The organism is Alphaproteobacteria bacterium LSUCC0684 (genome assembly GCA_041228335.1).
Classification (GTDB): Bacteria; Pseudomonadota; Alphaproteobacteria; order Puniceispirillales; family UBA1172.
In genome coordinates this window covers 2,430,012-2,453,934 of sequence record CP166130.1, presented here as the reverse complement: position 1 = coordinate 2,453,934, position 23,923 = coordinate 2,430,012, and the positions used below count along the sequence as shown (strand labels likewise).

The window sequence follows — 23,923 nt, the reverse complement described above, 5'->3', positions numbered from 1 at the left end:
GACAAGCCCGGACATGGACATGGCTTTGGTCAATCCGATAAGATAGAATTCCGCTGGCCCCGGAGACATCTCTTTATGCTAGCACCGTTCGTTAAGGAGGGGGCATGACCCGGCCCGAAACCAAATCTCCGCCCTGGCTCAAGGCGCTCAACCCGAGCGGCTATGCCGCCACTTGGTTTGAAGGGACCGGCTTTGCCGAAAAGGTAGAGGCAGAGATAAGCGCCATCACTGCCTTGCCTGAGGAAGATGACTTCCGGCCGGTGATGCTGACGGCCCTCAAGGATCTGCTCACCCATGGGCGCGAGCTGGTGGAAGCCGCGTTCCGTGAGGCCAATGACGGGGCGCTTTATGTTGGTGGAAATGCACTTGTTCTTGATGCCCTCATAAGGGCACTATTTGCCCGAATCACGAATGGGGAGGAAGGTGAACTTGCACTGGTGGCAACCGGAGGCTATGGCCGGGGTGAACTTGCACCTGCTTCTGATATTGATCTGCTTTTTCTCTCCTCGCGGCAGGCAGATAAAAAGATCACCAGCCAGATTGAAACAGCGCTCTATATTCTCTGGGACATGGGGCTGACGATTGGCCATGCTTCCCGCAGCCTGCGGCAGGCGGTCAAGGCGGCAAAAGAAGACATCACCATCCGCACGGCGCTTCTTGAGGCCAGGTTTCTTTGCGGCAACCGGGAGCTTTTCGATACCCTGATGCAGCGATTTGATCAGGATATCGTGACAGGGTCGGCGGTGGATTTTATCACAAGCAAACTTGAAGAACGTGACCAGCGCCATGCCAGAAGCGGTAACCGGCGCTATGTTGTCGAGCCGAACATCAAGGATGGCAAAGGCGGGTTGAGAGATCTTCAGACCATGTTCTGGATTGCCCGCTATGTCTACAAGGTCAGTTCCATCGAGATGATGATCGAGCGCAAAATCCTGAGCCGGAATGAGGTTCGGGTCTTTTCCTATGCCCAGCGGTTTCTCTGGGCGGTGCGCTGCCATCTGCATTTGCGCGCCGGGCGCGAAGACGATCGCCTGACCTTTGATGCCCAGATTGAGATTGCGCCGGCGCTGGGTTTCGCAGACCGGTCGGGGTTGAGCGGGGTTGAGCGGTTCATGCGCCGATATTATCTGGCGGCCAAGTCCGTCGGCAATCTTACACGAATTTTCTGCGCTGCCTTTGCTGCTGATTTCGATACCAAGCCCCGCAGTTTTCTGCTTCGTTTCCGGCCGCGACAGGCCCCGAAACCTTTTGAGGTGGACGCAGGAAGACTGACCCTTCCGGACAGTTACAGTTTTCGTGACGATGCGCTTCTGATGATGCGGATGTTCGAAACCGCGCAGGCGAGCGGGCTTGATATTCATCCCGATGCCCTGCGCAAGCTTCACGGACATCTCAACCTTGTCGATGCGGATTTTCGTCATCATCCTGACGCCAACGCGATGTTCCTTAATATTCTGACCAGTCGCGAAAGCCCGGAGCGGGTCCTCCGCCTGATGAACGAAAGCGGGTTCATCGGCAAGTTTATCCCGGATTTTGGCCGTATTGTTGCGATGATGCAGTTTGATATGTATCACAGCTACACCGTTGATGAGCACACGATCTTTGCCATGGGCATCCTCAGCGGGATCGAACATGGCGAACTGGCCGAGATCGCGCCGGTGGCAACCGCGGCGGTCAAGGAAGTGACCTTGCGCAAAGAGCTTTATGTTGCGCTTCTTCTCCATGATATCGCCAAGGGCAGGGGCGGGGATCATTCCATCCTCGGGGCTGAGGTTGCCCGCCATGTCTGCCCTCGGCTCGGGCTCAGCGAGGAAGAAACCGAAACCGTGGCCTGGCTGGTGCGTTTTCATCTGCTGATGAGCGAAACCGCCTTCCGTTATGATCTCAACGATCCGATGACCATCACCAATTTTGCTGCTGAAGTTCAGTCCCCTGAACGGCTCAACCTGCTTCTGGTGCTGACGGTGGCGGATATCCGGGCGGTGGGACCGAATGTATGGAACGGCTGGAAAGCGGCCTTGATGCGCGATCTCTACAGCCGCACCATGGCCCATCTTCGGGGCGAGAACCCGGATGACACGCTGAGATATCTTGAAGGGGAAGCCAAGACACTTTTGGCAGAGCGGCTGTCTTCACGTTGGACCGAGGACGAGATCAGCAACCATCTTGACATATTTACCACGGCCTACTGGACAGGGTTCGATGCCGAAAGCCATGGCCGCCATGCGGAAATGTGCCGAAACCATCTTGCCGAGAACAAGCTTCTTACAATTGTCATGACATCTGATCTGAAGCGAAACGCCACGGAAGTCGTCATTATCACCGCCGATGATGCCGGACTCTTTTCCCGCATTGCAGGAGGGCTGGCAGCCGCCGGAGCGAATATCGTCGATGCCCGCATCACCACCCGCAAAGACGGGCTGACCCTTGATGCGTTCTGGATTCAGGATCAGGACAAGGAGGCTATCAGCGACCCGCAGGAACAGATGAAGATCAGGCAAAGCCTCGAGAAGACGTTAACCGGTATGCTGGACATCAACGCCGCCACGGATCGCCGGAACCGCCAGACACCTGCCCGGATCAGGCGGATAACGGCCCCTGCCCGGGTCTTGGTCAATAACAACGCCAGCAAGACCCACACGGTGATTGAGATCAACGGCAAGGATGCGCCGGGGCTTCTCTACAAGGTCACGCGGAAGATCGCCGAAATGGGGCTGCAGATTCAGACTGCCAGCGTATCCACCTATGGTGATCGGGTGGTGGATGTGTTTTATGTCAAGGATGGTTTCGGGCTCAAAATCACGTCTGAGACCAGGCTTAAGGCAATCCAGCAGGCGTTGCTTGAAGTCCTCAAGACAAGCGATCCCGCCAATCAGGTGGCCGCATGAGTAGCGGGAAAAGCCTTTTCGGTGCTGTTCGCCAGATTGGCGGGCTCACGGCACTGAGCCGGATACTGGGTTTCATGAGAGATATTCTGCTGGCGGTGGTGCTTGGCGGAGGCCCGGTGGCGGATGCGTTTTTCGTCGCCTTCAAGCTTCCCAATCTCTTCCGCCGCATGACTGCAGAAGGCGCGATGACCAATGCGTTTTTGCCAGCCTATGCCAAAGCCGAAAAAGAAAGCCCTGCCGCTGCAAGGCGTCTTGCCGAAGAAGTCCAGATCACCCTCCTTTGGGCATTGGTGCTGATCACCATCGTGATGGAACTGGCCATGCCGCTGGTCATCACGTTTCTGGCACCGGGGTTTACCGATGAAGGAGGCCGGTTTGAAACCGCCGTCCTGCTGGCCAGGATAACCATGCCGTATCTGCCCATGATATCACTGGTGGCGTTATGGGCGGCAATCACCAATGCCAGCAATCACTTTTTTGGCGGCGCGGCGGCGCCGGTGCTGCTTAATCTTGTGCTTATGGCCGGGGCGGTGATGGCGGGCCTTCTAGCCGGGGTTGGTGCCGTTCCGGTGGCTGTTGCCGTGCCGGTTGCGGGCCTGTTTCAGATGGTGCTGCTTCAACGCATGCTGGTCCGGGTTGATCGCCTGCCGCGCTGGATGATCCTGCCCCGGATCAGCGATGCAGGCCGCCGGATGTGGCGATCCTTCTTTTCGGCCGCGATAGGTGCGGGCGGGATGCAGATCAACCTTCTGGTCGATACGATCCTTGCATCTCTTCTGCCGATCGGGGCAATTTCGGCGCTGTATTTTGCTGATCGGATCGCCCAGCTTCCCCTCGGCATTATAGGGATTGCCCTTGGGACAGCCCTGCTGCCGCAGTTATCCCGCCTTGAAGCTTCCGGTGATGGGGAGGCCGTTATCCGGACAATGGGGAAGGCAATATATCTCGGGATGTTCTTTGCCTTGCCGGCGATGGCAGGGGCGATCTGTCTTGCCGAAGAGATCATTGGCGGGCTTTTTGCCTATGGCGCGTTTGATCCTGCCCGAATCACCCCCGTTGCAGAGGTGCTGATCGCCTATGGGGTCGGGATACCGGCTTTTATTCTGGCCAAGATCATGCAGCCCGCCTTCTATGCGGCGCATGATCCGAAAACACCCCTGAAGATCTCATTTGCAACAATCCTCATCAATCTTGTTGCCAGCCTTCTGCTGATGCGGGTGCTTGGTGCTGCCGGGCTGGCGCTGGCAACCGCGCTGGCGAGCTGGGTTTCGGTGCTGGTGATGGGGGCAATCCTGAACCGGCGGGGACGGCTTCATTTCAGCTCGTTCAAAGGTCTTGGCCGGATTGCATTGATCAGCCTTGCCATGGCGGCGGTAATCATTATGTCTAAGGGGTTTGTGCTGGATGCGGTGGCCGGGATTCCTTTTGGACGGACCTTCGGTCTTGCCGGGCTGGTGCTGATTGGCGGGGCGGTATATTTCGGTCTCGCCGGCCTTGCCGGAGCCCTCCCTCGAGAAGTCGAAAGGGCAGAAAGCAGGGCTTGACCCGCCGCCCCGGGCAGGGAATAAAGACAGGACGTGAAAAAGAGGGTGGCATCATTCCATGGTGAGAAGAATTTTTTCCGGCGTTCAGCCAACAGGCAATCTGCATCTTGGCAACTATCTCGGGGCGATCCGGAACTGGGTCAGCCTGCAGGAAGATTCGGAATGCATTTACTGCGTTGTTGATCTGCATGCGATCACCGTTCCGCAGGATCCCGCTGTCCTGACGGCAAATACAAGGGAAGTTACCGCTGCCCTGCTGGCGGCTGGCATCGATGCCGAAAAATCTGTTCTCTTCAATCAGTCTTGCGTGCCGCAGCATGCGGAACTGGCCTGGATCTTCAATTGCGTCGCGCGGCTCGGCTGGCTCAACCGGATGACACAGTTCAAGGAAAAGGCAGGCAAGAACAGGGAAAACGCCACGGTGGGACTTTATGCCTACCCGACCCTGATGGCGGCGGATATTCTGGCCTATAGAGCAACGCATGTACCGGTTGGCGATGACCAGAAACAGCATCTCGAGCTGACCCGGGATATCGCCCAGGCCTTCAATGCCATGTTCGGTGAGGAGTTCTTCCCGCTTCCGGAGCCGCAGATTCTCGGCGCCGCTACACGGGTGATGAGTCTCAGGGATGGCAGCTCAAAAATGAGCAAGTCGGATCCCTCGGATTATTCCCGGATCACGCTGCTTGACGATGCGGATGCGATCATGGCGAAGATCCGCAAGGCAAAGACCGATCCTGAACCTTTGCCATCAGAAGCCGAAGGGCTTGCGGCACGTCCGGAAGCCCAGAATCTCGTTTCCATTTATGCTGCCTTGTCCAATCGGGATGAAGCGGATGTGCTGGCCGAGTTTGGCGGCCAGGGGTTTGGCGTGTTCAAGCCAGCTCTTGCCGATCTTGCCATCAGTCAGCTTGCGCCAATTACCAGCCGGATGCAGGCCCTTATGGATGATCCCGATCATATCGACCGGATTCTTGCGGATGGGGCTGAACGTGCCCATGCAATTTCGGCGCCGATCATGGCAGAAATCCGCCGTCTTACAGGGTTGCTTGGCAAAAGTCTTGGTTAGAATCGTTCAAAAACTCCCTTCCTGCAGTTGTATTCACCCGGGACTGGCCTTATATTAAGGCTGAAGGTAATCTGGAGTTACGAGATGTTTATTCAGACAGAAGACACCCCGAATCCAGCAACACTCAAATTCATCCCGGGCCTGAATGTGATGGAAAAGGGCACGGCTCATTTTGAGTCCGTGGATGATGCCGCCAATTCGCCTCTTGGCCGCCGGCTCTTTGGTGTTGACGGCGTAACGGGCGTCTTTCTTGGCAGTGATTTTGTTTCCATCACGAAAGATGACAGCCGCGAATGGTTTACGATCAAGCCTGGTGTTCTGGCGGCGATCATGGAGCATTACGCCAGCGGTCTGCCGGTGATCGAAGCCGAAGATGATCTGGACGACGACAGCGACGATGATGAAACCGTCAAGCAGATCAAGCACCTTCTGGATACGCGGGTGCGTCCAGCCGTGGCCATGGATGGTGGAGATATCGTTTTCAAATCCTTCGATGAAGGTGTCGTTACGCTCTATATGCGCGGAGCCTGCCAGGGCTGCCCCAGTTCTACCGCCACGCTTAAGATGGGCATTGAAAACATGCTTCGTCACTATATTCCCGAGGTACAGGAAGTGCGCGCCGACAACGGCTGAAGGATGGATCTGATCTCAGATGGCACCTCATCCAAATGTTGATCTTCAGCGAATTCTTGTCCTGTCTTCCGTTGGGCTTGTCGCGCTCAAGTTTCTGATGATTGGCGTCATTGGCCTCAAGCCGCCGGAATTTCATGGCGGCGCCAGCAAATTGGCGCTGAACAATCTGCCATCGATATCGGAAAATACGTCTTCTGCGGATCGCCGCGCGCAGCTTGAAGACATGCTTGCCCCGATACCGGAATTGCGCTGGGCCAGTCCAAACAAGGATTTTCACCTTCCCGATAAAAATCCGTCTCTGGCGCAGACAAAACCTCCATCCGCCGGGACAACGGAGATAGCACCGATGCCCGAACCCGGGATACGAGTTGCCCGGGTTTATCTGCAGACACTGCCAGATCTGACGTCGCTTGGGACTGATCAGCGTAAGGATCAGTTCATCGCCTATATGCTGCCCCTGCTCCTAAGGGCAAACGAAGAAATAAGGCAGAGGCAGAAACTGATCCGCAAGACAATTGCTGAAAACGACATGGACCGGCTCTATCAATGGGCGGAGCTCTACGGAATTGATACATCCGGTGAGGATATGGAAACGATTTCCCGTGCCCTTGCCGTGCGGGTGAATACGGTCCCGGTTTCTCTTGCCCTTGCCCAGGCGGCGGTGGAATCCGGCTGGGGCACGTCACGGTTTGTTGCCGAAGGCAATGCGCTTTTTGGCCAGTGGGCCTGGTCGCTTGATGCCGGCATCCAGCCGCAGGAGCCAAGATACGAAAATGCGGTGGTCAGGTCTTTTTCCAGTCTCTTTGATTCCACTCGTGCCTATATCCACAACCTGAACACCCATTATGCCTATGTGGATTTCCGCCGCAAACGCCTTGAGCTCAGCACCCCGCCAACGGCGGAGGAAATCAACGAACTTGTAGCGAGCCTGCATCCCTATTCCGAGGAGGGGGATCAATATATCGACATGCTGCGGACGATTATCGCCAGCAATGATCTCTGGATTTACGATCACGCCGTTCTTGAGGAAGAGTGATTACTTGGGCAGAAACTGCCGGCCAAGCCAGCGCCAGCGTCCGGTGTCCTTGCCGTTTTCCACATAAGGCATGGTGCAGTTGATGCGGCCGCGATTGCCGGTAATCGGCCCGTTGAGGCGTATTTCGATGCGCCGGCCAAGAACAATGGTCTTCACCTTGCCCATCAGGGATGCAAAACAGGACAAGCGACTGAGTGGTTCAATTCCTTCTGCGACCGTAAAGCCGCTTAGCGGGGGATTTGTCTCAAGCACCATGCTGGAAGGGGTCATGTCCGATACAGGGATAGGCAGGGCATTGAGCGCAAGTTTGAGCCGCTTTAAATCGCCATAATCCTCGTTAAATGCAAAGCGGGGAAATTCATAGGGGTTGCTGGTAATGTGCATGATCCCGGAATGCTGGCCAAACGCCGCCAGAAAACCCATCGATTTGATCAGGTCCCGGACTTCGGGGGTGTATTCCCCATATGGATAGGCAAAGAGCTGCGGCCGAAGACCCAGTTCTTCGAGAAATCTTGAATTCGAAATTTCAATTTCCTGGCGTGCGGCCTCAAGATCGATCATGTGCATATGTGGATGGGTATGTGACTGGCTGCCAAAATGCACACCGGCGGCCTGCATTTCGCGGAGCTGGTCCCAACTGGCATAACCTTTGAGCCCGCGATCGATCGCATTTGTCGCCACAAAGACAGTGACAGGAAAACCATAGCGCTGAAGCCGCGGAAAGGCTTCCTTGTAAAAGGACAGGAACGCATCATCGACGGTGATGGCAACGGCTCGATCCGGCAGAGATTCCCCGGCAAGGATGCGCTGGGTGATTTCGACCAGCGGCATAACGGTATAACCGCCCGAAGCCAGTTCTTCGAGATGCGCGTCCAGCTGGTCCAGAGTGGTATTGGTTGATGGCAGATCAGTCTCGCCGAAACGGTGATACATGATGACCGAGGCGTGATCCGCCGCCTTTGCCACACTGACCGAAAGAAAAACCAACGATAACAGAATTCTCCAGCAGAACATCATCACTCATTCCCCTGTTCAACAATGTTGGTTATACCAGTACTCTGAGGATCAAGGCAATTGAGCATTAGGTAAAGATGTCCAGCATCAGAACACGCAGGCTGAAAAAGGCACCGGAGGAAGCCACCGTTCTGGCACTGGAATGCAGCGCCGGTCTGGCTTCGGCGGCGGTGATGCGTGATGGTGATGTGCTGGCCATGGCGGAACATGCCGCCGATCACGGCCATGTGGCCTGGCTTTTGCCCTTGGCAGCAGAGGCGCTCGGCGCGGCAGGGGTTGAGCGGCGGGAACTCGATGCCGTGCTCGCGGGGCGTGGCCCCGGGTCCTTTACAGGCATTCGCGTTGCCCTCGCGGCGGCGAAAGGCCTTGCCCTTGCTCTCGGCATTCCCGGCTACGGGCTTGGTTCACTTGCTTCACTGGCCGTATCTGGCCGTGATGGCAGAAGGCATGTTGCCGCCCTCGGCGATACCCGCCGCCGATCTCTGTTCGTGGCAGGGTTCACACCGGATGGTGCATCATTGGGGCCGATTGCCGATCTTTCGGTCGACGCCGCCACAACCCATCTGGCCGCTGCAGCCAAGGACTGGATCATCATCGGGCATGGGGCGGCGGAACTGGCATCACGGCTTGAGGCGATTGGCGTGGCGGCGTCGGTCTCACCTCCTTCCGAGGCCCATGCCACCCATCTTCTGAAGAGTTTTGCTCTCATGGCCGATGTGTTGCCGAGTGATCTGCCGCTTGAGCCGCTCTATCTTGCGCCGCCTATTCTTGGCCCGTCGACCGGGGCAGCGAAGGAAGAGAAAAAGGGATGACGGTTCTGCGGCCGCTTGTTCCGGATGACGCCGTGTTGATTGCAGGGATTGATGCTGGTATGTCCTTTGCCCAGGCGCAGGCGCTGCTGGAAAAACCTAATCTTAAAGGCGTGATGGCCGAGGTTGGCACTGGCCCTGCCGGGTTCATTATCGGATGGGTGGTTGAGGGTGAAGGAGATGTCATCCAGATCACGGTTGACCCTGCGCAAAGGCGGCAGGGCGTAGGCAGAGCCCTTCTTGAGCGGTATCTCAATCTTTACTGCCGCCGCGGCGCAAGTCTTGAAGTGGCGGCGGACAATACCGCGGCGCTGGTGCTTTACCACCGGGCCGGATTTCACGAAATCGGCAGACGGCGGGGGTATTACGCGCGGCAGGGTGAAAGAGTTGACGCAATCCTGATGCGGCTTGACACCCCCGGGGGCGACGATTAAGGGATAGGCATGACCAAAAAACTCTTCATCAAGACATATGGCTGCCAGATGAATGTGTACGATTCCGATCGTATGGCGGATGTGCTGGCGCCGCTTGGCTACCGGCCATCGACGGATGCGGAGGATGCCGACATGGTGATCCTCAACACCTGTCATATCCGTGAGAAGGCGTCGGAGAAAGTCTTCTCCGAACTTGGCCGCCTCCGGAAGTGGAAAGAGATGAGGCGTGATCAGGGCCAGGAGGCCACGATCGCGGTTGCGGGATGCGTTGCCCAGGCCGAAGGTCAGGAGATCAGCCGCCGGGCGCCCTGGGTTGACGTGGTGGTCGGCCCACAGGCCTATCATCGCCTGCCCGCGCTGGTGACGGCACTTGATCCGGCGGCGCGCAACGCCCTGATCGACACCGATTTCCCGGTTGAGGACAAATTTGATTTTCTCCCCGAAGAACATACGCCGCGTGGACCGGCGGCATTTCTTTCAATTCAGGAAGGTTGCGACAAGTTCTGTACGTTCTGTGTTGTTCCCTATACCCGGGGGGCGGAATATTCGCGGCCTGCTGCCAGCATCCTTGAAGAGGCCCGCCGCCTTGTTGAAGGCGGTAGTGTCGAACTCACCCTTCTCGGCCAGAACGTGAATGCCTGGCGAGGACAGGCACCCCAGGGCGGTGAGTGGAACTTTGCCCGCCTGCTTCATGCACTGGCGGAAATCGACGGGTTGAAGAGACTCCGCTATACCACCTCGCACCCTCGTGACATGGATGATGACCTGATCCACGCCCATGCCGAAATCCCGCAACTGATGCCGTATCTGCATCTTCCGGTTCAGTCGGGATCTGACCGGATTCTGGCGGCGATGAACCGCCACCATACCCGTGATGACTACCGGCGGATCATTGACCGCCTGAGGGATGTCTGCCCGGATATGGCCCTTAGCGGTGATTTCATCGTCGGCTTTCCGGGGGAGACGGATCGCGATTTTGCCGATACGATCAACCTCATTGCAGAGATTGGCTATGCTTCGGCATATTCTTTTAAATACTCGCCGCGCCCGGGCACGCCGGCGTCGATGGATAGCAACCAGATCGAAGAAAACGTCAAGACCGAACGGCTGGCGAGCCTGCAACAGTTGCTCTCTGCCCAGCAACTGGCTTTCAACATGGGCAAACTGGGGACAGTGATGGATGTGCTCATCGAACGTCCGGCGAGCCGCGACGGACAGAAAGCCGGACGAAGCCCCTGGATGCAGGCGGTGCATTTCCCTGCCACATCTGGTGAAATTGGTGCTATAATCCCTTTTAGAATTGTGGATGCACATCAGAACAGTCTTGCCGGTGAGCCGGCGACAACAACCCGAGCGGAGATGAAATCAGCGTGAGGCAGAAAAAAAGCCACAGCATCAAAATCGAATTCGACAACAACGAATTCCTTCCTCTTCTCTATGGACATCACAACAGCAATCTTGCGCAGATCGAACAGGCGCTGGATGTCAGTCTCGACAGTTTCGGCAATATCATCCAGATCACCGGCAGCCAGGATAACGCGGTCACGGCCAAGGATACGATTGAGGCTCTCTATCAGCGCATTGCCAATGATCGTGACCCGCAGCGAGATCTGTCGCCTGCTATCGTGAAGGATGCCCTGCGCTGGGCCAAGGGTGACGGCAAGCCGGATATTGCGGCCTTTGCCAATGGCGCAGGTGCAATCGAAACCTGGCGCAAGTCCGTGACGGCCAAATCCGCGGGCCAGAAGACATATATGGATGCGCTGGCCCGGCATGATGTTGTCTTCGGCATCGGACCGGCGGGGACGGGCAAGACCTATCTTGCCGTAGCCAAGGCGGTGGCGGCGCTTAAATCACGGCAGGTGGAGCGGATTGTGCTGTCTCGTCCGGCGGTCGAGGCAGGAGAGAGGCTGGGCTTCCTTCCCGGAGACATGAAAGAGAAGGTCGATCCGTATCTCCGGCCTCTCTATGATGCGCTTTACGATATGATCCCATCGGAAAAAATTGATCGAATGCTGGCTTCAGGGCAGATCGAAATCGCGCCACTGGCTTTCATGCGCGGACGTACGCTCGCCCAGTCCTATGTAATTATCGATGAAGCGCAGAACACAACTCCCGTGCAGATGAAAATGGTGCTTACCCGCCTTGGTGATGATTCGCGCATGGTCATCACGGGAGATCTCAGCCAGGTGGATCTGCCATCCGGACAGAAATCCGGACTTGAAGATGCGGTCTCAATCCTAGACAATATTGAAGGGATCGGGATCATCCGCCTGAAAGGCACTGATGTGGTGCGTCATCCGGTGGTCGCCCGCATCCTGAACGCATACGAAACACGTGATACCAAGGCATGACACCTTTCACTTCACCAGATCTGGACACCCCCCCGGAAGAACCTGAGAGTCCGGTTTACCTGATCGAGGATGAGCTTGGGCTTGCGGCAGAGTTCATCTGCGCGGAGCCTGCATGGACGGATCTGTTGAGCCCGTCTTTTCAGAAGACAGCGGCAACGGCCATTCGAGATGCCCTGGCAACCGCCGGGATTACCCGGGCTGAAATGACCATACTGCTCACGGATGATGCGATGCTGGCGACGCTCAACGCGGATCATCGCGGCAAGAGCGGGCCGACGAATGTTCTGTCTTTTCCTGATCACGACGACATCTATCTCGGCGATATCGCCATGGCCTGGGGGGTGATGGAACGCGAAGCCATGAGTTATGGCATTTCCATGGAACATCACTGCCTTCATCTCATCGTTCATGGCGTTCTGCATCTGATCGGCCATGATCATGAAGATGAAAGCGAAGCTGCCATCATGGAAGGGCATGAAGTGGCCATCCTGGCCCGGCAGGGCATCCCCAATCCTTATTCCCAAGATGAGAAAACCGAAGCATGAATACGTTCCAGAAACTTAAATCCGTGGTGCTGAGATCCTTGCCTGGAAGTCCGCCCGCGCTTGCACGGGAACAACTTGCCGAACTGCTGGAAGAATCGATCCGTGAGACGGTTTCCTTTGACAGCCACGAAAGCATGCTGCTCAAGAACATTCTCGGCTTGCGGGATATCACGGCAACTGATGTTATGGTGCCGCGGGCTGATATTGTCTCGGTCGATATTGATGATGGTATTGAAAACATCTTCAAGACGATTGTCGAGGCCAATCACTCCCGGGTGCCGGTGACACGGGGCAGCCTTGATAACGTGCTTGGGATCCTGCATATCAAGGACGTGGCGCGGTGCATGCATGAAGACAAGGCTCCGGATATTCCTTCCATGCTCCGCCAGCCGATCTATATCTCACCAACGATCCGCACCCTTGATCTCTTGCAGGAAATGCGGCTCAAGCGCTTGCATCTGGCGCTGGTTGTTGATGAATACGGCGGCACCGACGGGCTGATCACTATCGAGGATCTGGTGGAAGAGATTGTCGGTGAAATCAACGATGAGCATGATGAAGACACAACACCGCTCTTTGATATCAATGGCGACGGGTCGGCTACGGCCGAAGCCCGGGTTGAAATCGACACGCTTGAGGAGATCACCGGCCCGCTTCTCGACGATGAAGACCGGGATGAAATCGACACGATTGGCGGGCTTGTCATTTCTCTGGCTGGCCGGGTGCCCGGGCGCGGGGAGATCATCCGCCATCCCGCCGGACTCGAGTTTGAAATCCTTGAAAGCAACCCCCGCCATGTCAGCCTGTTGCGGATCTGCGGGCTGGACCGGTTCACCTTGCCGGAAACGGATGATACGCATGGCGTGGCCGCCAAAGGCTGATCGCTCCCCTGGCTGGGGCCTTCTCTGGGCAACGCTTTCGGGCATTCTGGCCAGCGCAAGCCTGCCGCCGCTGAATTTCACCTTTGCGATCTTTGCCCTGTCTCTCCCGGCTCTTGCCATGGTGATGGCCCGGCGCGGGCGTGAGGCGTTTTTTATCGGCTGGGCGACAGGCTTTGGCTGGTTTCTGCTTTCGCTCTCCTGGGTCAGTGTCGCTTTTGTGACTTCCGGCGGCGGGCATGTGTTTCTTATCCCCTTTGCCGCGCTGGGTCTGCCGCTTCTGCTGGGGGTGTTCTGGGGCGCAGGGTTTTTTCTGGCATGGCGAATCAAGCAGGATCAGCCTGCACGCCTGCTCGCGCTTATCGCCACCCTTTCCCTGATGGAATACATGCGGGGCACGGTGCTGAGCGGGTTTCCCTGGAATGCCCCGGGCATGGTGCTGCTGGTCGATGAGCGCATCCTGGGTATTGTTGCCTTCACCGGATTATGGGGGGCAACGCTTCTCGCGTTTCTTTTCGCGCTGATCCCGGCCCTGATCTGGTGTCGACGGAGATGGACGGCAGGGCTGGCGGCGGCAATCCTGCTGGGCTTTCTCGGGCTTGGCATCATGCATCATGAAACCCCGGCCAGCGAGACCAATGCCTCCGGCATGGTGGCGCGACTTGTTCAGCCAAATGTTCCGCAGGACGAGAAATGGCTTAAGGACAGAAGGCCTGAACATCTCGGCCGTCTTGCCATGCTCTCCCAGCAGGCGGCTTCCACGACGCCTGACGTGATCATCTGGCCGGAATCCGCCTTTGCCGGGATCATCGAACGTGAGGGAGATGTCTTTCAAAGGGCCATTGCGGCATCTTCCGCCGGGGTGACGCCGATCATCACCGGCGCGCTCAGCTTCATGGCAGGTGATCAGGTTACACTCTTCAATTCCACCATGCTAACCACCCCCGGCGGGAATGTGCTGGCACGATATGATAAAACCCATCTGGTGCCCTTTGGTGAATATGCCCCGGGCCGGGGATATCTGCCCTTTGTCGAGGTCATTGCCGGCCCGGTTGATTTTTCATCAGGTAAAGGCCCGGTGGGATTTGATCTCGCGCGAGAAGACCGTCAGGGCAAGGTGATCCTGACGCCACTTATCTGTTATGAGATCATCTTTCCGGCTCTGGTGCGGCAGGCCGTCAAGGCTACAGGTGCGGATATACTGGTGACCATCACCAACGATGCCTGGTTTGGTGATACCATCGGCCCGCGGCAGCATCTGGCGATGGCGCAATTGCGTGCCGCCGAGTTGGGCATGCCGGTCCTCCGGGTGGCAAATACCGGGATCAGCGCCGGCATCGACAGTCATGGCCGGATCGCCGACAGGATCGAGTTTGGCCAGGCCGGGTTCAGCGATGTGGTGGTCAGTGGATCGCTTGATACCTTCTACCGCCGCCATGGGGATCTGTGCTGGTGGCTGATGCTCGCGGGGATGGGGCTCTGGGCCATGGCATCATCAATCTTGACGCTGCGGAAGTGAAGGTTGTAGTCTCAACCGATCAATTAGCAAGGTATTCCCATGAGCTATCTCTTTACCAGCGAGTCTGTTTCCGAAGGCCATCCCGACAAGGTATGTGATCGTATCTCGGATGAAGTGGTTGATCTGCTTCTCGGCAAGTTCAACGAAAGTCGTGTCGCTTGCGAGACCCTCACCACCACCAACCGCACGGTTCTTGCGGGGGAGATTCGCTGCCCTGAAGTCGTCACGCCTGAAGAAATCATCGAAACGGCACGTCAGGCGGTTAAATCCATCGGCTACGAGCAGGATGGATTTCACTGGAAGAACATGGATGTGTCCTGCCATCTGCATGAACAATCGGCGGATATCGCCCAAGGGGTAGACAGTTCCGGCAACAAGGATGAAGGCGCCGGCGATCAGGGGATCATGTTCGGGTTTGCCTGCCGCGAAACCGATGTGCTGATGCCGGCCCCGATCCATCTTTCGCATCAGATCCTGAAATCCATGGCGGATGCGCGTCACAACGGCAGCGCTGTGATCCTAGGACCCGACAGCAAATCCCAGATCACTTGCGTCTATGAAAACGGCAAACCTGTCCGGGCGGAAAGCGTGGTGGTCTCCACCCAGCATATTGAAGATGCCAGTCAGGATCAGGTCCGGGAGCTGGTGCGGGAACATGTGCTTGCTGTCCTGCCGGAAGGCTGGATGTGCGATGAAGATAAATTCTATGTTAACCCGACCGGCAATTTTGTTATTGGCGGCCCCGATGGGGATGCCGGGTTGACCGGGCGCAAGATCATTGTTGATACCTATGGTGGTGCCGCCCCGCATGGTGGCGGGGCTTTCAGCGGCAAGGACCCGACAAAGGTTGACCGGTCGGCGGCCTATGCCGCCCGGTATGTGGCCAAGAACATCGTTGCCGCGGGGCTGGCTGAACGTTGTACGATCCAGGTATCCTATGCGATCGGGGTTGCGTATCCGTTGTCGATCTATGTCAATACCGACGGGACAGGTGAGGTTGAAGATTCCCGCCTTGCCGAGATTATTCCAAAGGTGATGGACCTGACCCCGCGTGGTATCCGTGAGACACTTGGACTTAATGCGCCGATCTACGCTTCATCTGCGGCCTATGGGCATTTCGGCCGGACCGCGGGTGAAGCCGGACCAGGAACATTCTCCTGGGAGGCGCTTGATCTCGTGGATGCGCTGAAGAAAGCGGTCTGATCAGGGAAGATGACACGTCCAGTTCCACCAAAGGACCGGCTGATGTTCTATGGACGTCGCCATGGACGGCGCTTGCGTCCGGTCCAGATGGAAAACCTGCGGCGTGGTCTGGAAAAATGGCAGATTGACCCGGATCTGGCCGGGAGCCCGGGGCAACTTGACCCGCGCCGCCTCTTTGAACCATTTCTCGCTGATGTATTTCTTGAAATTGGCTTCGGTGGCGGCGAGCATCTGGCGGCGCGTGCCGAGGAAAATCCGGCCGCCGGCTATATTGGTGCGGAACCTTTCATTAACGGGGTGGCGTCGCTGGCCGGACATATCGCGTCCAGAGGGATTGCGAATATTCGCATCTGGCCGGAGGATGTCCGCCTGTTGCTGCCGGCATTTACCCCGCGATCACTTGCAGGTGTGTTTATCCTTTTTCCGGATCCGTGGCCGAAGAGGCGTCACCAGGACCGGCGTATTGTCCAGCCTGATCTGCTTGCGGTGCTGGCCGGGCTGATCCGGCCGGGCGGATCTCTTCTCCTTGCCAGCGATGAGCCGAAAGCCAAGAGCTGGATGCTTGAGCAGATGACCCGAAGTCCGGATTTCGATTGGCTGGCCGAAGCACCGGAAGACTGGCGGACACCGCCCCAGGGCTGGCCCGGTACCCGATATATGGCGAAAGCGGACAAGGCCGGGCGGAAGTCTTCCTGGTTCAGGTATCGGCGGAACGCTTAGCACTTGCCAGAACAGATAAAACGCCGTATAACGCGAATTACATACTGTCAAACGGCGGTGGGCTCAAAAGGCCCACTTTTTTATTGGGTTGATGAATGCTGCTGGAAGAAAAAATCGCGGTTATGATTGAACCGGTGCTGGAGGCGATGGCCTTCCGCCTGGTACGCGTGATGTTTTCCAGCGGGACGTTGCAGATCATGGCGGAACCGATGGATGAAAACCTTGAGATGACGGTCGAAGACTGCGCCAAGATTTCCCGCGGGGTTTCGGCGGTGCTTGACGTCGAAGACCCGATCAAGGCGGGCTACCAGCTTGAGGTCTCGTCGCCCGGCCTGTCGCGTCCGCTTGTCCGCCCGGAAGACTACACCCGTTTCTCCGGTGAACTGGCCAAGATCTCGATGAAATCGCTGATCGATGGCCGGCGGCGATTCAATGGCCGCATCAACGGCATGACCGATGATGGGCAGGTGGAACTGGAAACAGGATATGGGCCGGTCTGTCTCCCCTTTGAGATGATCGACACCGCCAAACTCGATCCAACGGAATGGTTTCTGAAACCCGTGAAAGCAAAAAAGAAAGGCTAGTATTATGGACACGTCAACGGTACCTGGCGCTGAACTCATTCAGGTTGCGGACATTGTTGCGCGCGAAAAATCGATTGATCGCGAAGAAGTTATCATTGCCATGGAACAGGCGATCCAGAAGGCTGGCCGCTCCCGTTATGGGCAGGATCGGGATATCCGGGCGCATATCGACCGCAAATCCGGGGCCATCAGCCTTGAGCGCGTCACCGAAGTGGTGGAAGAGGTTGAAGACGAAGCCTGCCAGATTCTGCTGGCTGAAGCGCAGAAGCATGATGCGAGCCTGAATATCGGTGATTTGATTCGTGAGCCCCTGCCGCCGCTGGAATTCGGCCGTATCGCTGCCCAGACAGCAAAGCAGGTCATCTCCCAGCGTGTTCGTGATGCTGAACGTGCCCGCCAGTATGAAGAATATAAAGACAGGGTCGGTGAGATTGTTGTCGGCACGATCAAGCGCGCGGAAAGCTATTCGATCTCGGTTGATCTCGGGCGTGCCGAAGGCGTCATCCGGCGCGAGGAAATGATCCCGCGGGAACTTCTTCGTCAGGGTGACCGCGTTCGTGCCTATATCAAGGATGTGCGTGAAGAAGTGCGCGGCCCGCAGATTTTCCTGTCCCGGGCCGACAACCAGTTCATGGCCCAGCTCTTCACCCAGGAAGTGCCGGAAATCTATGATGGCATCATCGAGATCAAGAATGTTGTCCGTGAAGCTGGCAGCCGGGCCAAGATCGCGGTCTTTTCCAATGACCCGAGCATTGATCCGGTCGGCGCCTGTGTTGGTATGAGGGGCAGTCGCGTCCAGGCTGTTGTCAACGAACTTCAGGGTGAAAAGATTGAGATTATCCCCTGGTCCGAAGATACCGTGACCTTTGCTGTCAATTCCCTGGCCCCGGCGGTGGTGTCCAAGGTGGTGATGGATGAAGATGCCGGCCGCATGGAAGTGGTTGTGCCCGATGATCAGCTCAGCCTTGCCATTGGCCGGCGGGGGCAGAATGTCCGTCTCGCCTCTCAACTCACCGGCTGGTATATCGACATCCTGACCGAAGCCCAGGAATCAGAGCGTCGCCAGGAAGAGACCCGGAATCGCTCCGAGCGGTTCATGGAAAGCCTTGATATCGATGATGTGATCGCACATCTGCTGATTGCCGAAGGGTTTGTGATGGTCGAGGATATCGCCGAAACCCCGGTGGAAGAGCTCATGACCATTCAGGGCTTTGATGAAGCGATTGCAACCGAGCTTTCCCAGCGGGCGATCGATTTTGTCGAACGCGAAACCATCCGGATTGACAAGGAGCTTCAGGGATTGAACGTCACGGACGATCTGCGGAATTTTGAGCATTTGTCGCCGGTGATGATCCTTGCGCTGGCCAATGCCGGTATTCTGACCCTGGATGATCTGGCTGATCTTGACTCCGATGAACTGGTTGAACATCTCAGCAGTTTCGGGCTGACCAGCGGCGAGCTTGCCGGGGATATCATCATGGCCGCGCGGGCGCACTGGTTTGAGGATGAAGACGAGGCTTCTGAAGATGGTGCGGCGGATGCCGGAGACGAAACAGGAGAATAAACCCTGAAGAGACATGCCCAAGAAAGGAAATGCGTCGTTACCGGCGCACGACTAGAACCGGATCAGATGATCCGCTTCGTGTCCGGGCCTGATGGCAGGGCCATTCCTGACGTGGCGGCAAAACTGCCCGGGCGCGGGGCCTGGGTGACTGCCTCGGCATCGTGTATCAAGCAGGCCCAGACAAAGGGGCTGCTGGCGCGGGCGCTGGATACGAAAGCAGAGGTTGCGGATCTTTCGGATCTGGTTGAAAAGCTTCTCTTGCAGCGTTGCCTTGAGCTTTTGTCCATAGGACGGCGCAGCGGCCTTGTTGTTGGCGGCGGCGGCAAGATCAGGGCGGCAGGTGCGGTGAGGGGCCTTCTTGTTGCAACCGATGCTTCCGGCCGTGAAGCGAGGGCGCTTGCGGGAGATGTGCCGCATGACTGGCAGGTTGATTTTTTTTCCGGCGAAGAGCTGGGGTCAATATTCGGGCGGGATTCGATCGCTTTTGTTGCGGTGGGGAATCAGCCCCATGGGCAGGCGGAACGTATTGCGGCGGCATGCCGTCAACTTGCCGGATTCCGGCAGAATATGAACGAAGATTGAGGGCATAATGGTGCAATGGGTTGCATTTACATGCCTGGGCATTGTAAACCATGGCTTGAATATGATGATCGCAATTGATCGTCGTGCTGAGCCAAAGGGTGTGGCCGAAAGGGTACAGGATGAGCAAAGAGGCTGACAAAAAGAAAACGCTGAGCCTGGGAAGCGGCAAGCTCACCCTTGGCGGGGTCACCGATGGCGGCGCTCCGGTGGCGCCACGAGGCCAGCCGGGCCGGGCATCATCAAGGCCCGTTCAGGTGGAAGTCGTGCGCAAGCGGCAGCCCGGGGTTCGCCCGGCGCCATCCCGCAAGTCACCTGTGGGAGGTGCAGATGCTGCCGACAATCTCACCGAAGCCGAGCGCGCGGCGCGCAATCGCGCCTTGCAGGAAGGGATGAAGCGGCAGGCCGAGGTTCCGCCCGCCCCATCGGTAAAGCAGGAAGACACAGCCCCTGAAGACAAGGCACCGGTATCAGCCGAGTCCCGCCGTGAGCGCGAACTTGCGGAAATGCGCCGCGTTGCAGCAGAGGAAGAATCCCGCCGTGAGGAAACCTCCCGCCGTCATGCCGAAGAGCAGGCCCGGCGTGAGAAGGCCGCATTGCAATCAGATCAACCCTCTTCCTTCCCGGAGGTGGTTTCATCGCCCGGACGTCCAGGCAGCCGCAAACGTGAGGTGCCGGATCAGCCGAAGAAGACCAATGTGCGGCGCGGCGAGCAGGATCAGCGACGTCGCGGCAAGATCACCATCACCGAAGCACTGGATGGCGGGGAGAGCACGCGTCAGCGTTCACTTGCCTCGGTGCGGCGGGCGCGTGAGCGCGAAAAGGCCCGGATGCGCTCAATGGAAGCACAGCCAAAGGTCAAACAGGTCCGTGATGTTACCATTCCGGAAGCCATCACGGTGCAGGAGTTGTCCAACCGGATGGCGGAACGCGCCGCCGATGTGATCAAGGAGTTGATGAAACTCGGGATCATGGCAACCGTGACCCAGACAATCGATGCCGAGACGGCTGAACTCATCGTCGTTGAACTTGGCCACAAACCAAACCGTGTTTCGGAAGCCGATGTCGACATTACCAGCGATGGCGAGGAAGATGATCCGGCAACCCTGAAGCCACGGCCGCCGGTTGTCACGGTCATGGGGCATGTTGATCATGGCAAGACGTCCATTCTCGACGCGATCCGGCAGACCGATGTGGCAGCTGGCGAATCCGGCGGGATCACCCAGCATATTGGCGCCTATCAGGTCAGCACCGCAAGCGGCAACACGATCACGTTCATCGATACACCCGGCCATGAAGCGTTCACCGAAATGCGGATGCGGGGGGCCAATATCACCGATATCGTGGTGCTGGTCGTGGCGGCGGATGACGGCGTCATGCAGCAGACCATCGAGGCCATCAATCACGCGCGGGCAGCCGAATGTCCGGTGATCATCGCAATCAACAAATGCGACAAACCCGAAGCGGACCCGCAGCGTGTGCGCAACGAACTCCTCAGCCATGAGATCATTACCGAGGAATTCGGCGGTGATGTGCTGAGTGTTGAGGTTTCTGCCCATACCAGAATGGGCCTCGACAAACTGGAAGAAGCGATTATGCTTCAGGCGGAACTGCTTGAGCTTAAGGCCAATCCTGATCGCGCCGCCGAAGGGGCCGTGATCGAAGCCAAGGTGGAGCGCGGCCGGGGTTCGGTGGCATCGCTTCTGGTGACACGCGGCATGCTCAAGGTCGGCGACATTTTCGTGGTTGGTGCGGAAACAGGCCGTGTGCGTGCCCTTAATGATGACCGCGGCCGTCAGGTCAGGGAAGCCCGCCCCGGAGATGCGGTTGAAGTGCTCGGCCTTAATGGCACGCCCATGGCCGGTGATATCCTCACCGTTGTTGAAAGTGAGGCCCGGGCCCGTGAAGTTGCGGAATATCGCCAGCGTGTAATTCGCACCAAGGATGCCGCCATCGGCGCCCGCGGATCGGTGGAACAGATGCTTTCCGCCATTGCTGCAGGCGAAGCGCAGGAACTGCCGGTTGTCATCAAGACCGATGTGCATGGCTCTCTTGAAGCGATCCGTGTTGCCATTGAAAAACTGGCGACGGAACAGGTCAAGGTCCGTATGCTGTCCACCGGTGTCGGTGCCATCAGCGAATCGGATGTCAGCCTGGCAGCGGCTTCGTCGGCGCTGATTATCGCCTTTAATGTCCGGGCTAATCCGCAGGCACGGGATCAGGCCCGTCGAGACGGGGTCGAAATTCGCTATCATTCGATCATTTATGAATTGATCGATGAGATCAAGGTCGCGATGACAGGCCTTCTGGAGCCTGATACCAAGGAAGAATTCATCGGCTATGCTGAAATCCGCGAGGTGTTCAATATCACCAAAGTTGGCAAGATCGGGGGCTGTTTTGTCACCGAAGGCGTCATCAAGCGTGGGTGCAGTGTTCGCCTTCTGCGAGATAATGTCGTGATCCATGAAGGTTCGCTCAAGACACTCAAGCGGTTCAAGGATGAGGTCAAGGAAGTGCGCGAAGGTCAGGAATGTGGCATGGCCTTTGAAAATTACGGTGATTTGCAGCAAGGCGACATGGTCGAATGCTTTGAAGTTCACGAAGTTGCGCGGAGCCTGGATTAAAGCCAGGGGGTAATCCGCTTTCGGATAGTGTCATGGGTGACCGAAACAGCAGAAACGACCGCCAGGGCGGTGATAAATCACAGCGCCAGCTCAAGGTGGGGGAAGAAATCCGGCATCTCATTTCGGATATTCTTCTTCGCCATCCCTTTTATGAGCCGGAGCTCGAAGGTGTTTCGGTGACCGTATCGGAGGTCTCGATCAGCCCGGATTTTGCCAATGCAAGGGTGTATGTGATGCCGCTCGGCGGGGTTGATCCCGATGGCGTTATCGACGCCCTTGGCCGGATTTCGAAAACGATCCAGCATGAACTGTCCCGTCGCCTGACCATCCGCCGCACGCCGAAGCTTCGCTTCATCCTCGATAGCAGTTTTGATACGGCAAGCCGGATCAGTGCGCTGATTGGCGAGAACAGCAATGCCCTCGACCGCGAATCCTAACCCCCGCCGCGCTTCCACAAGAGAGGCTGTAAATGGCTGGGTCATTCTCGACAAGGGGTTGACGGTTCCCTCGACAAAAGCGGTCAATATCATTCGCCGGGCCTTCAACGCCGCCAAGGCCGGCCATGCTGGCACGCTTGATCCGCTGGCAACAGGCATTCTGCCCATTGCTCTTGGTGAGGCCACCAAGACGATCCCCTATGTCATGGACGCCACCAAGGATTATCTCTTCACGGTAAAATGGGGCGAAGCGACGGATACCGATGATCGCGAAGGTGAGGTGATTGCACGTTCGGAGACACGCCCGGATGAAGTGGCTATCCGGGAAGCCCTGCCGCGCTTCTCCGGCCGGATCGATCAGGTGCCGCCGCGGTATTCGGCGATCAAGAAAGATGGCCGGAGGGCGTATGATCTGGCCCGCGCCGATATTGAGGTCAATCTCAGCCCGCGCAAGGTAGATATCCATGAGCTGGTAATGATTGAGGCCACCAAGGATGAAGCCAGTTTTCGTGTCACTACGGGAAAAGGGGCATATATCCGTGCGCTGGCCCGGGATCTTGCCCGGGACCTTGGCACCGAAGGCCATGTGATAGCGCTCAGACGTACCCGGGTTGGACCTTTTTCCGAAGCCAGGTCGATTTCACTGGATTTTTTTGATCAAATCGACAATAGTGCCGATGCTTTTGAAGCTTTGCATCCGGTTTTGACAGCGCTGGCCGACATCCCGGCGTTTGCCATTTCCGAAAATGATGCCCACCGGCTGCGTTGCGGCCAGAAGATTGCGGTCTCCGGCACCTCAATGACGGAAACCGGTCCTCTTGAGGACGATGTCACGGCTCTTGCCCTTTGCGATGGTACACTTGTCGCCATCATCAGCATATCGGGCGGCACGGCATCACCTTCTCGGGTCTTCAATCTTCCCTGATATGTGAAAGGAGACCAAGATGTCGATTACCAACGAGCGTAAGGCCGAACTGATTGCCGAGTTTGGCGCCAACGACAAAGACAGCGGCAGTGCCGCCGTGCAGGTTGCGATCCTGACCGAACGGATTGTCAATCTGACCGAACATATGAAGACACACAAGAAGGATTTCGGATCACGCCGCGGCCTCTTGACCATGGTCGGCAAGCGTCGCCATCTGCTTGACTACATCAAGCGTGGCAACGAAGCGGCGTATAAGGACCTGATCAGCAAACTCGGCCTCCGCCGCTGAGTGTTGCGATATTTCCGGAAAGCCAGCCGGCAGGCTGGCTTTTCTTTCCCATCTTTCCGGCTTCCATCTCAAGGTGCTATTGCTGTCAATGGCGGAACGTTCTTGACAATTGGCCGTATCACTCCTATGAGTTGAACCAATCTTGATGGGAAAATGTGAAGGGATGCCGGATATGCCGGTATTGACCCGGGAATGACCCGGGGTTTGTGTTACTCCAGTACGGCCTGAGGCCAATCTCTCCCCACAAGATGATGCAAACGCCCGCAGATACGGGC

Annotated in this window: 22 protein-coding genes; 21 read left to right on the top strand and 1 reads right to left on the bottom strand. The window is 57.2% G+C overall.

Annotated elements, in window-relative coordinates; all coding sequences use genetic code 11:
- Positions 1 to 104 precede the first annotated feature (104 nt).
- The 5 genes from AB8880_11740 to AB8880_11720 all read left to right on the top strand — a co-directional run bounded on the left by AB8880_11740 (position 105) and on the right by AB8880_11720 (position 7,170).
- Positions 105 to 2,888, top strand: a complete 2,784-nt coding sequence (locus AB8880_11740) for a [protein-PII] uridylyltransferase (protein XDZ65578.1) — start codon at positions 105 to 107, stop codon at positions 2,886 to 2,888.
- On the top strand, positions 2,885 to 4,432 hold the full coding sequence (murJ, locus tag AB8880_11735; protein XDZ65577.1) for a murein biosynthesis integral membrane protein MurJ: 1,548 nt from the start codon (positions 2,885 to 2,887) through the stop codon (positions 4,430 to 4,432). The genes AB8880_11740 and murJ overlap by 4 nt, the downstream gene beginning before the upstream one ends.
- 58 nt (positions 4,433 to 4,490) lie before the next feature.
- Positions 4,491 to 5,501: a tryptophan--tRNA ligase gene (gene trpS, locus AB8880_11730; protein ID XDZ65576.1), complete on the top strand. Its 1,011-nt coding sequence runs from the start codon at positions 4,491 to 4,493 to the stop codon at positions 5,499 to 5,501.
- An 84-nt stretch (positions 5,502 to 5,585) separates the two neighbouring features.
- A complete protein-coding gene (locus AB8880_11725) occupies positions 5,586 to 6,134 on the top strand; it encodes a NifU family protein (protein ID XDZ65575.1) in 549 nt (182 codons plus the stop codon).
- A 19-nt stretch (positions 6,135 to 6,153) separates the two neighbouring features.
- Positions 6,154 to 7,170: a glucosaminidase domain-containing protein gene (locus tag AB8880_11720; protein ID XDZ65574.1), complete on the top strand. Its 1,017-nt coding sequence runs from the start codon at positions 6,154 to 6,156 to the stop codon at positions 7,168 to 7,170.
- On the opposite strand, the gene AB8880_11715 is transcribed toward AB8880_11720, so the two are convergent.
- The gene (locus AB8880_11715; GenBank protein XDZ65573.1) at positions 7,171 to 8,187 is read right to left on the bottom strand and encodes a polysaccharide deacetylase family protein; all 1,017 of its coding nucleotides are present in this window, start codon (positions 8,185 to 8,187) and stop codon (positions 7,171 to 7,173) included.
- Positions 8,188 to 8,261: 74 nt separating this feature from the next.
- Between AB8880_11715 and tsaB the strand changes: the two genes are divergently transcribed.
- From tsaB to rpsO, 16 genes are all read left to right on the top strand, one after another.
- On the top strand, positions 8,262 to 8,996 hold the full coding sequence (gene tsaB / locus AB8880_11710; protein ID XDZ65572.1) for a tRNA (adenosine(37)-N6)-threonylcarbamoyltransferase complex dimerization subunit type 1 TsaB: 735 nt from the start codon (positions 8,262 to 8,264) through the stop codon (positions 8,994 to 8,996).
- A complete protein-coding gene (gene rimI / locus AB8880_11705) occupies positions 8,993 to 9,427 on the top strand; it encodes a ribosomal protein S18-alanine N-acetyltransferase (protein ID XDZ65571.1) in 435 nt (144 codons plus the stop codon). Before tsaB ends, rimI begins: the two co-directional genes overlap by 4 nt.
- 9 nt (positions 9,428 to 9,436) lie before the next feature.
- Positions 9,437 to 10,801, top strand: a complete 1,365-nt coding sequence (gene miaB, locus AB8880_11700; protein XDZ65570.1) for a tRNA (N6-isopentenyl adenosine(37)-C2)-methylthiotransferase MiaB — start codon at positions 9,437 to 9,439, stop codon at positions 10,799 to 10,801.
- Positions 10,798 to 11,781: a PhoH family protein gene (locus tag AB8880_11695; protein XDZ65569.1), complete on the top strand. Its 984-nt coding sequence runs from the start codon at positions 10,798 to 10,800 to the stop codon at positions 11,779 to 11,781. Before miaB ends, AB8880_11695 begins: the two co-directional genes overlap by 4 nt.
- A complete protein-coding gene (gene ybeY / locus AB8880_11690; protein ID XDZ65568.1) occupies positions 11,778 to 12,326 on the top strand; it encodes an rRNA maturation RNase YbeY in 549 nt (182 codons plus the stop codon). Before AB8880_11695 ends, ybeY begins: the two co-directional genes overlap by 4 nt.
- Positions 12,323 to 13,207 (top strand): hemolysin family protein, encoded by an 885-nt coding sequence (locus AB8880_11685; protein ID XDZ65567.1) that lies wholly within the window; start codon positions 12,323 to 12,325, stop codon positions 13,205 to 13,207. Before ybeY ends, AB8880_11685 begins: the two co-directional genes overlap by 4 nt.
- Complete coding sequence (lnt, locus tag AB8880_11680) at positions 13,185 to 14,723, top strand: apolipoprotein N-acyltransferase (GenBank protein XDZ65566.1); 1,539 nt, start codon at positions 13,185 to 13,187, stop codon at positions 14,721 to 14,723. The genes AB8880_11685 and lnt overlap by 23 nt, the downstream gene beginning before the upstream one ends.
- Positions 14,724 to 14,762: 39 nt before the next feature.
- Positions 14,763 to 15,926 (top strand): methionine adenosyltransferase, encoded by a 1,164-nt coding sequence (gene metK / locus AB8880_11675; GenBank protein ID XDZ65565.1) that lies wholly within the window; start codon positions 14,763 to 14,765, stop codon positions 15,924 to 15,926.
- Positions 15,927 to 15,935: 9 nt separating this feature from the next.
- Entirely contained in the window at positions 15,936 to 16,646 is a 711-nt protein-coding gene (locus AB8880_11670; protein ID XDZ65564.1) for a tRNA (guanosine(46)-N(7))-methyltransferase TrmB, read from the top strand.
- A 95-nt stretch (positions 16,647 to 16,741) separates the two neighbouring features.
- Entirely contained in the window at positions 16,742 to 17,230 is a 489-nt protein-coding gene (rimP, locus tag AB8880_11665) for a ribosome maturation factor RimP (GenBank protein XDZ65563.1), read from the top strand.
- A gap of 4 nt (positions 17,231 to 17,234) precedes the next feature.
- On the top strand, positions 17,235 to 18,794 hold the full coding sequence (gene nusA / locus AB8880_11660) for a transcription termination factor NusA (protein XDZ65562.1): 1,560 nt from the start codon (positions 17,235 to 17,237) through the stop codon (positions 18,792 to 18,794).
- A gap of 78 nt (positions 18,795 to 18,872) precedes the next feature.
- Positions 18,873 to 19,376: a DUF448 domain-containing protein gene (locus tag AB8880_11655; GenBank protein XDZ65561.1), complete on the top strand. Its 504-nt coding sequence runs from the start codon at positions 18,873 to 18,875 to the stop codon at positions 19,374 to 19,376.
- A 119-nt stretch (positions 19,377 to 19,495) separates the two neighbouring features.
- Positions 19,496 to 21,997 (top strand): translation initiation factor IF-2, encoded by a 2,502-nt coding sequence (infB, locus tag AB8880_11650; GenBank protein ID XDZ65560.1) that lies wholly within the window; start codon positions 19,496 to 19,498, stop codon positions 21,995 to 21,997.
- A gap of 32 nt (positions 21,998 to 22,029) precedes the next feature.
- Positions 22,030 to 22,434: a 30S ribosome-binding factor RbfA gene (rbfA, locus tag AB8880_11645; protein ID XDZ65559.1), complete on the top strand. Its 405-nt coding sequence runs from the start codon at positions 22,030 to 22,032 to the stop codon at positions 22,432 to 22,434.
- Positions 22,412 to 23,359, top strand: coding sequence for a tRNA pseudouridine(55) synthase TruB (gene truB, locus AB8880_11640; GenBank protein XDZ65558.1), 948 nt, complete (start codon positions 22,412 to 22,414; stop codon positions 23,357 to 23,359). Before rbfA ends, truB begins: the two co-directional genes overlap by 23 nt.
- 19 nt (positions 23,360 to 23,378) lie before the next feature.
- The gene (gene rpsO / locus AB8880_11635) at positions 23,379 to 23,648 is read left to right on the top strand and encodes a 30S ribosomal protein S15 (GenBank protein ID XDZ65557.1); all 270 of its coding nucleotides are present in this window, start codon (positions 23,379 to 23,381) and stop codon (positions 23,646 to 23,648) included.
- The last annotated feature ends 275 nt before the right edge of the window (positions 23,649 to 23,923 follow it).

Coding starts and splice junctions, on each gene's coding strand:
- metK (XDZ65565.1), top strand. CDS start 14,763: ATGAGCTATCTCTTTACCAGCGAGTCTGTTTCCGAAGGCCATCCCGAC.
- AB8880_11715 (XDZ65573.1), bottom strand. CDS start 8,187: ATGATGTTCTGCTGGAGAATTCTGTTATCGTTGGTTTTTCTTTCGGTC.
- AB8880_11725 (XDZ65575.1), top strand. CDS start 5,586: ATGTTTATTCAGACAGAAGACACCCCGAATCCAGCAACACTCAAATTC.
- AB8880_11670 (XDZ65564.1), top strand. CDS start 15,936: ATGACACGTCCAGTTCCACCAAAGGACCGGCTGATGTTCTATGGACGT.
- rbfA (XDZ65559.1), top strand. CDS start 22,030: ATGGGTGACCGAAACAGCAGAAACGACCGCCAGGGCGGTGATAAATCA.
- AB8880_11740 (XDZ65578.1), top strand. CDS start 105: ATGACCCGGCCCGAAACCAAATCTCCGCCCTGGCTCAAGGCGCTCAAC.
- murJ (XDZ65577.1), top strand. CDS start 2,885: ATGAGTAGCGGGAAAAGCCTTTTCGGTGCTGTTCGCCAGATTGGCGGG.
- AB8880_11720 (XDZ65574.1), top strand. CDS start 6,154: ATGGCACCTCATCCAAATGTTGATCTTCAGCGAATTCTTGTCCTGTCT.
- AB8880_11685 (XDZ65567.1), top strand. CDS start 12,323: ATGAATACGTTCCAGAAACTTAAATCCGTGGTGCTGAGATCCTTGCCT.
- rimP (XDZ65563.1), top strand. CDS start 16,742: ATGCTGCTGGAAGAAAAAATCGCGGTTATGATTGAACCGGTGCTGGAG.
- nusA (XDZ65562.1), top strand. CDS start 17,235: ATGGACACGTCAACGGTACCTGGCGCTGAACTCATTCAGGTTGCGGAC.
- rpsO (XDZ65557.1), top strand. CDS start 23,379: ATGTCGATTACCAACGAGCGTAAGGCCGAACTGATTGCCGAGTTTGGC.
- trpS (XDZ65576.1), top strand. CDS start 4,491: ATGGTGAGAAGAATTTTTTCCGGCGTTCAGCCAACAGGCAATCTGCAT.
- lnt (XDZ65566.1), top strand. CDS start 13,185: ATGGCGTGGCCGCCAAAGGCTGATCGCTCCCCTGGCTGGGGCCTTCTC.
- truB (XDZ65558.1), top strand. CDS start 22,412: ATGCCCTCGACCGCGAATCCTAACCCCCGCCGCGCTTCCACAAGAGAG.
- tsaB (XDZ65572.1), top strand. CDS start 8,262: ATGTCCAGCATCAGAACACGCAGGCTGAAAAAGGCACCGGAGGAAGCC.
- miaB (XDZ65570.1), top strand. CDS start 9,437: ATGACCAAAAAACTCTTCATCAAGACATATGGCTGCCAGATGAATGTG.
- infB (XDZ65560.1), top strand. CDS start 19,496: ATGAGCAAAGAGGCTGACAAAAAGAAAACGCTGAGCCTGGGAAGCGGC.
- rimI (XDZ65571.1), top strand. CDS start 8,993: ATGACGGTTCTGCGGCCGCTTGTTCCGGATGACGCCGTGTTGATTGCA.
- ybeY (XDZ65568.1), top strand. CDS start 11,778: ATGACACCTTTCACTTCACCAGATCTGGACACCCCCCCGGAAGAACCT.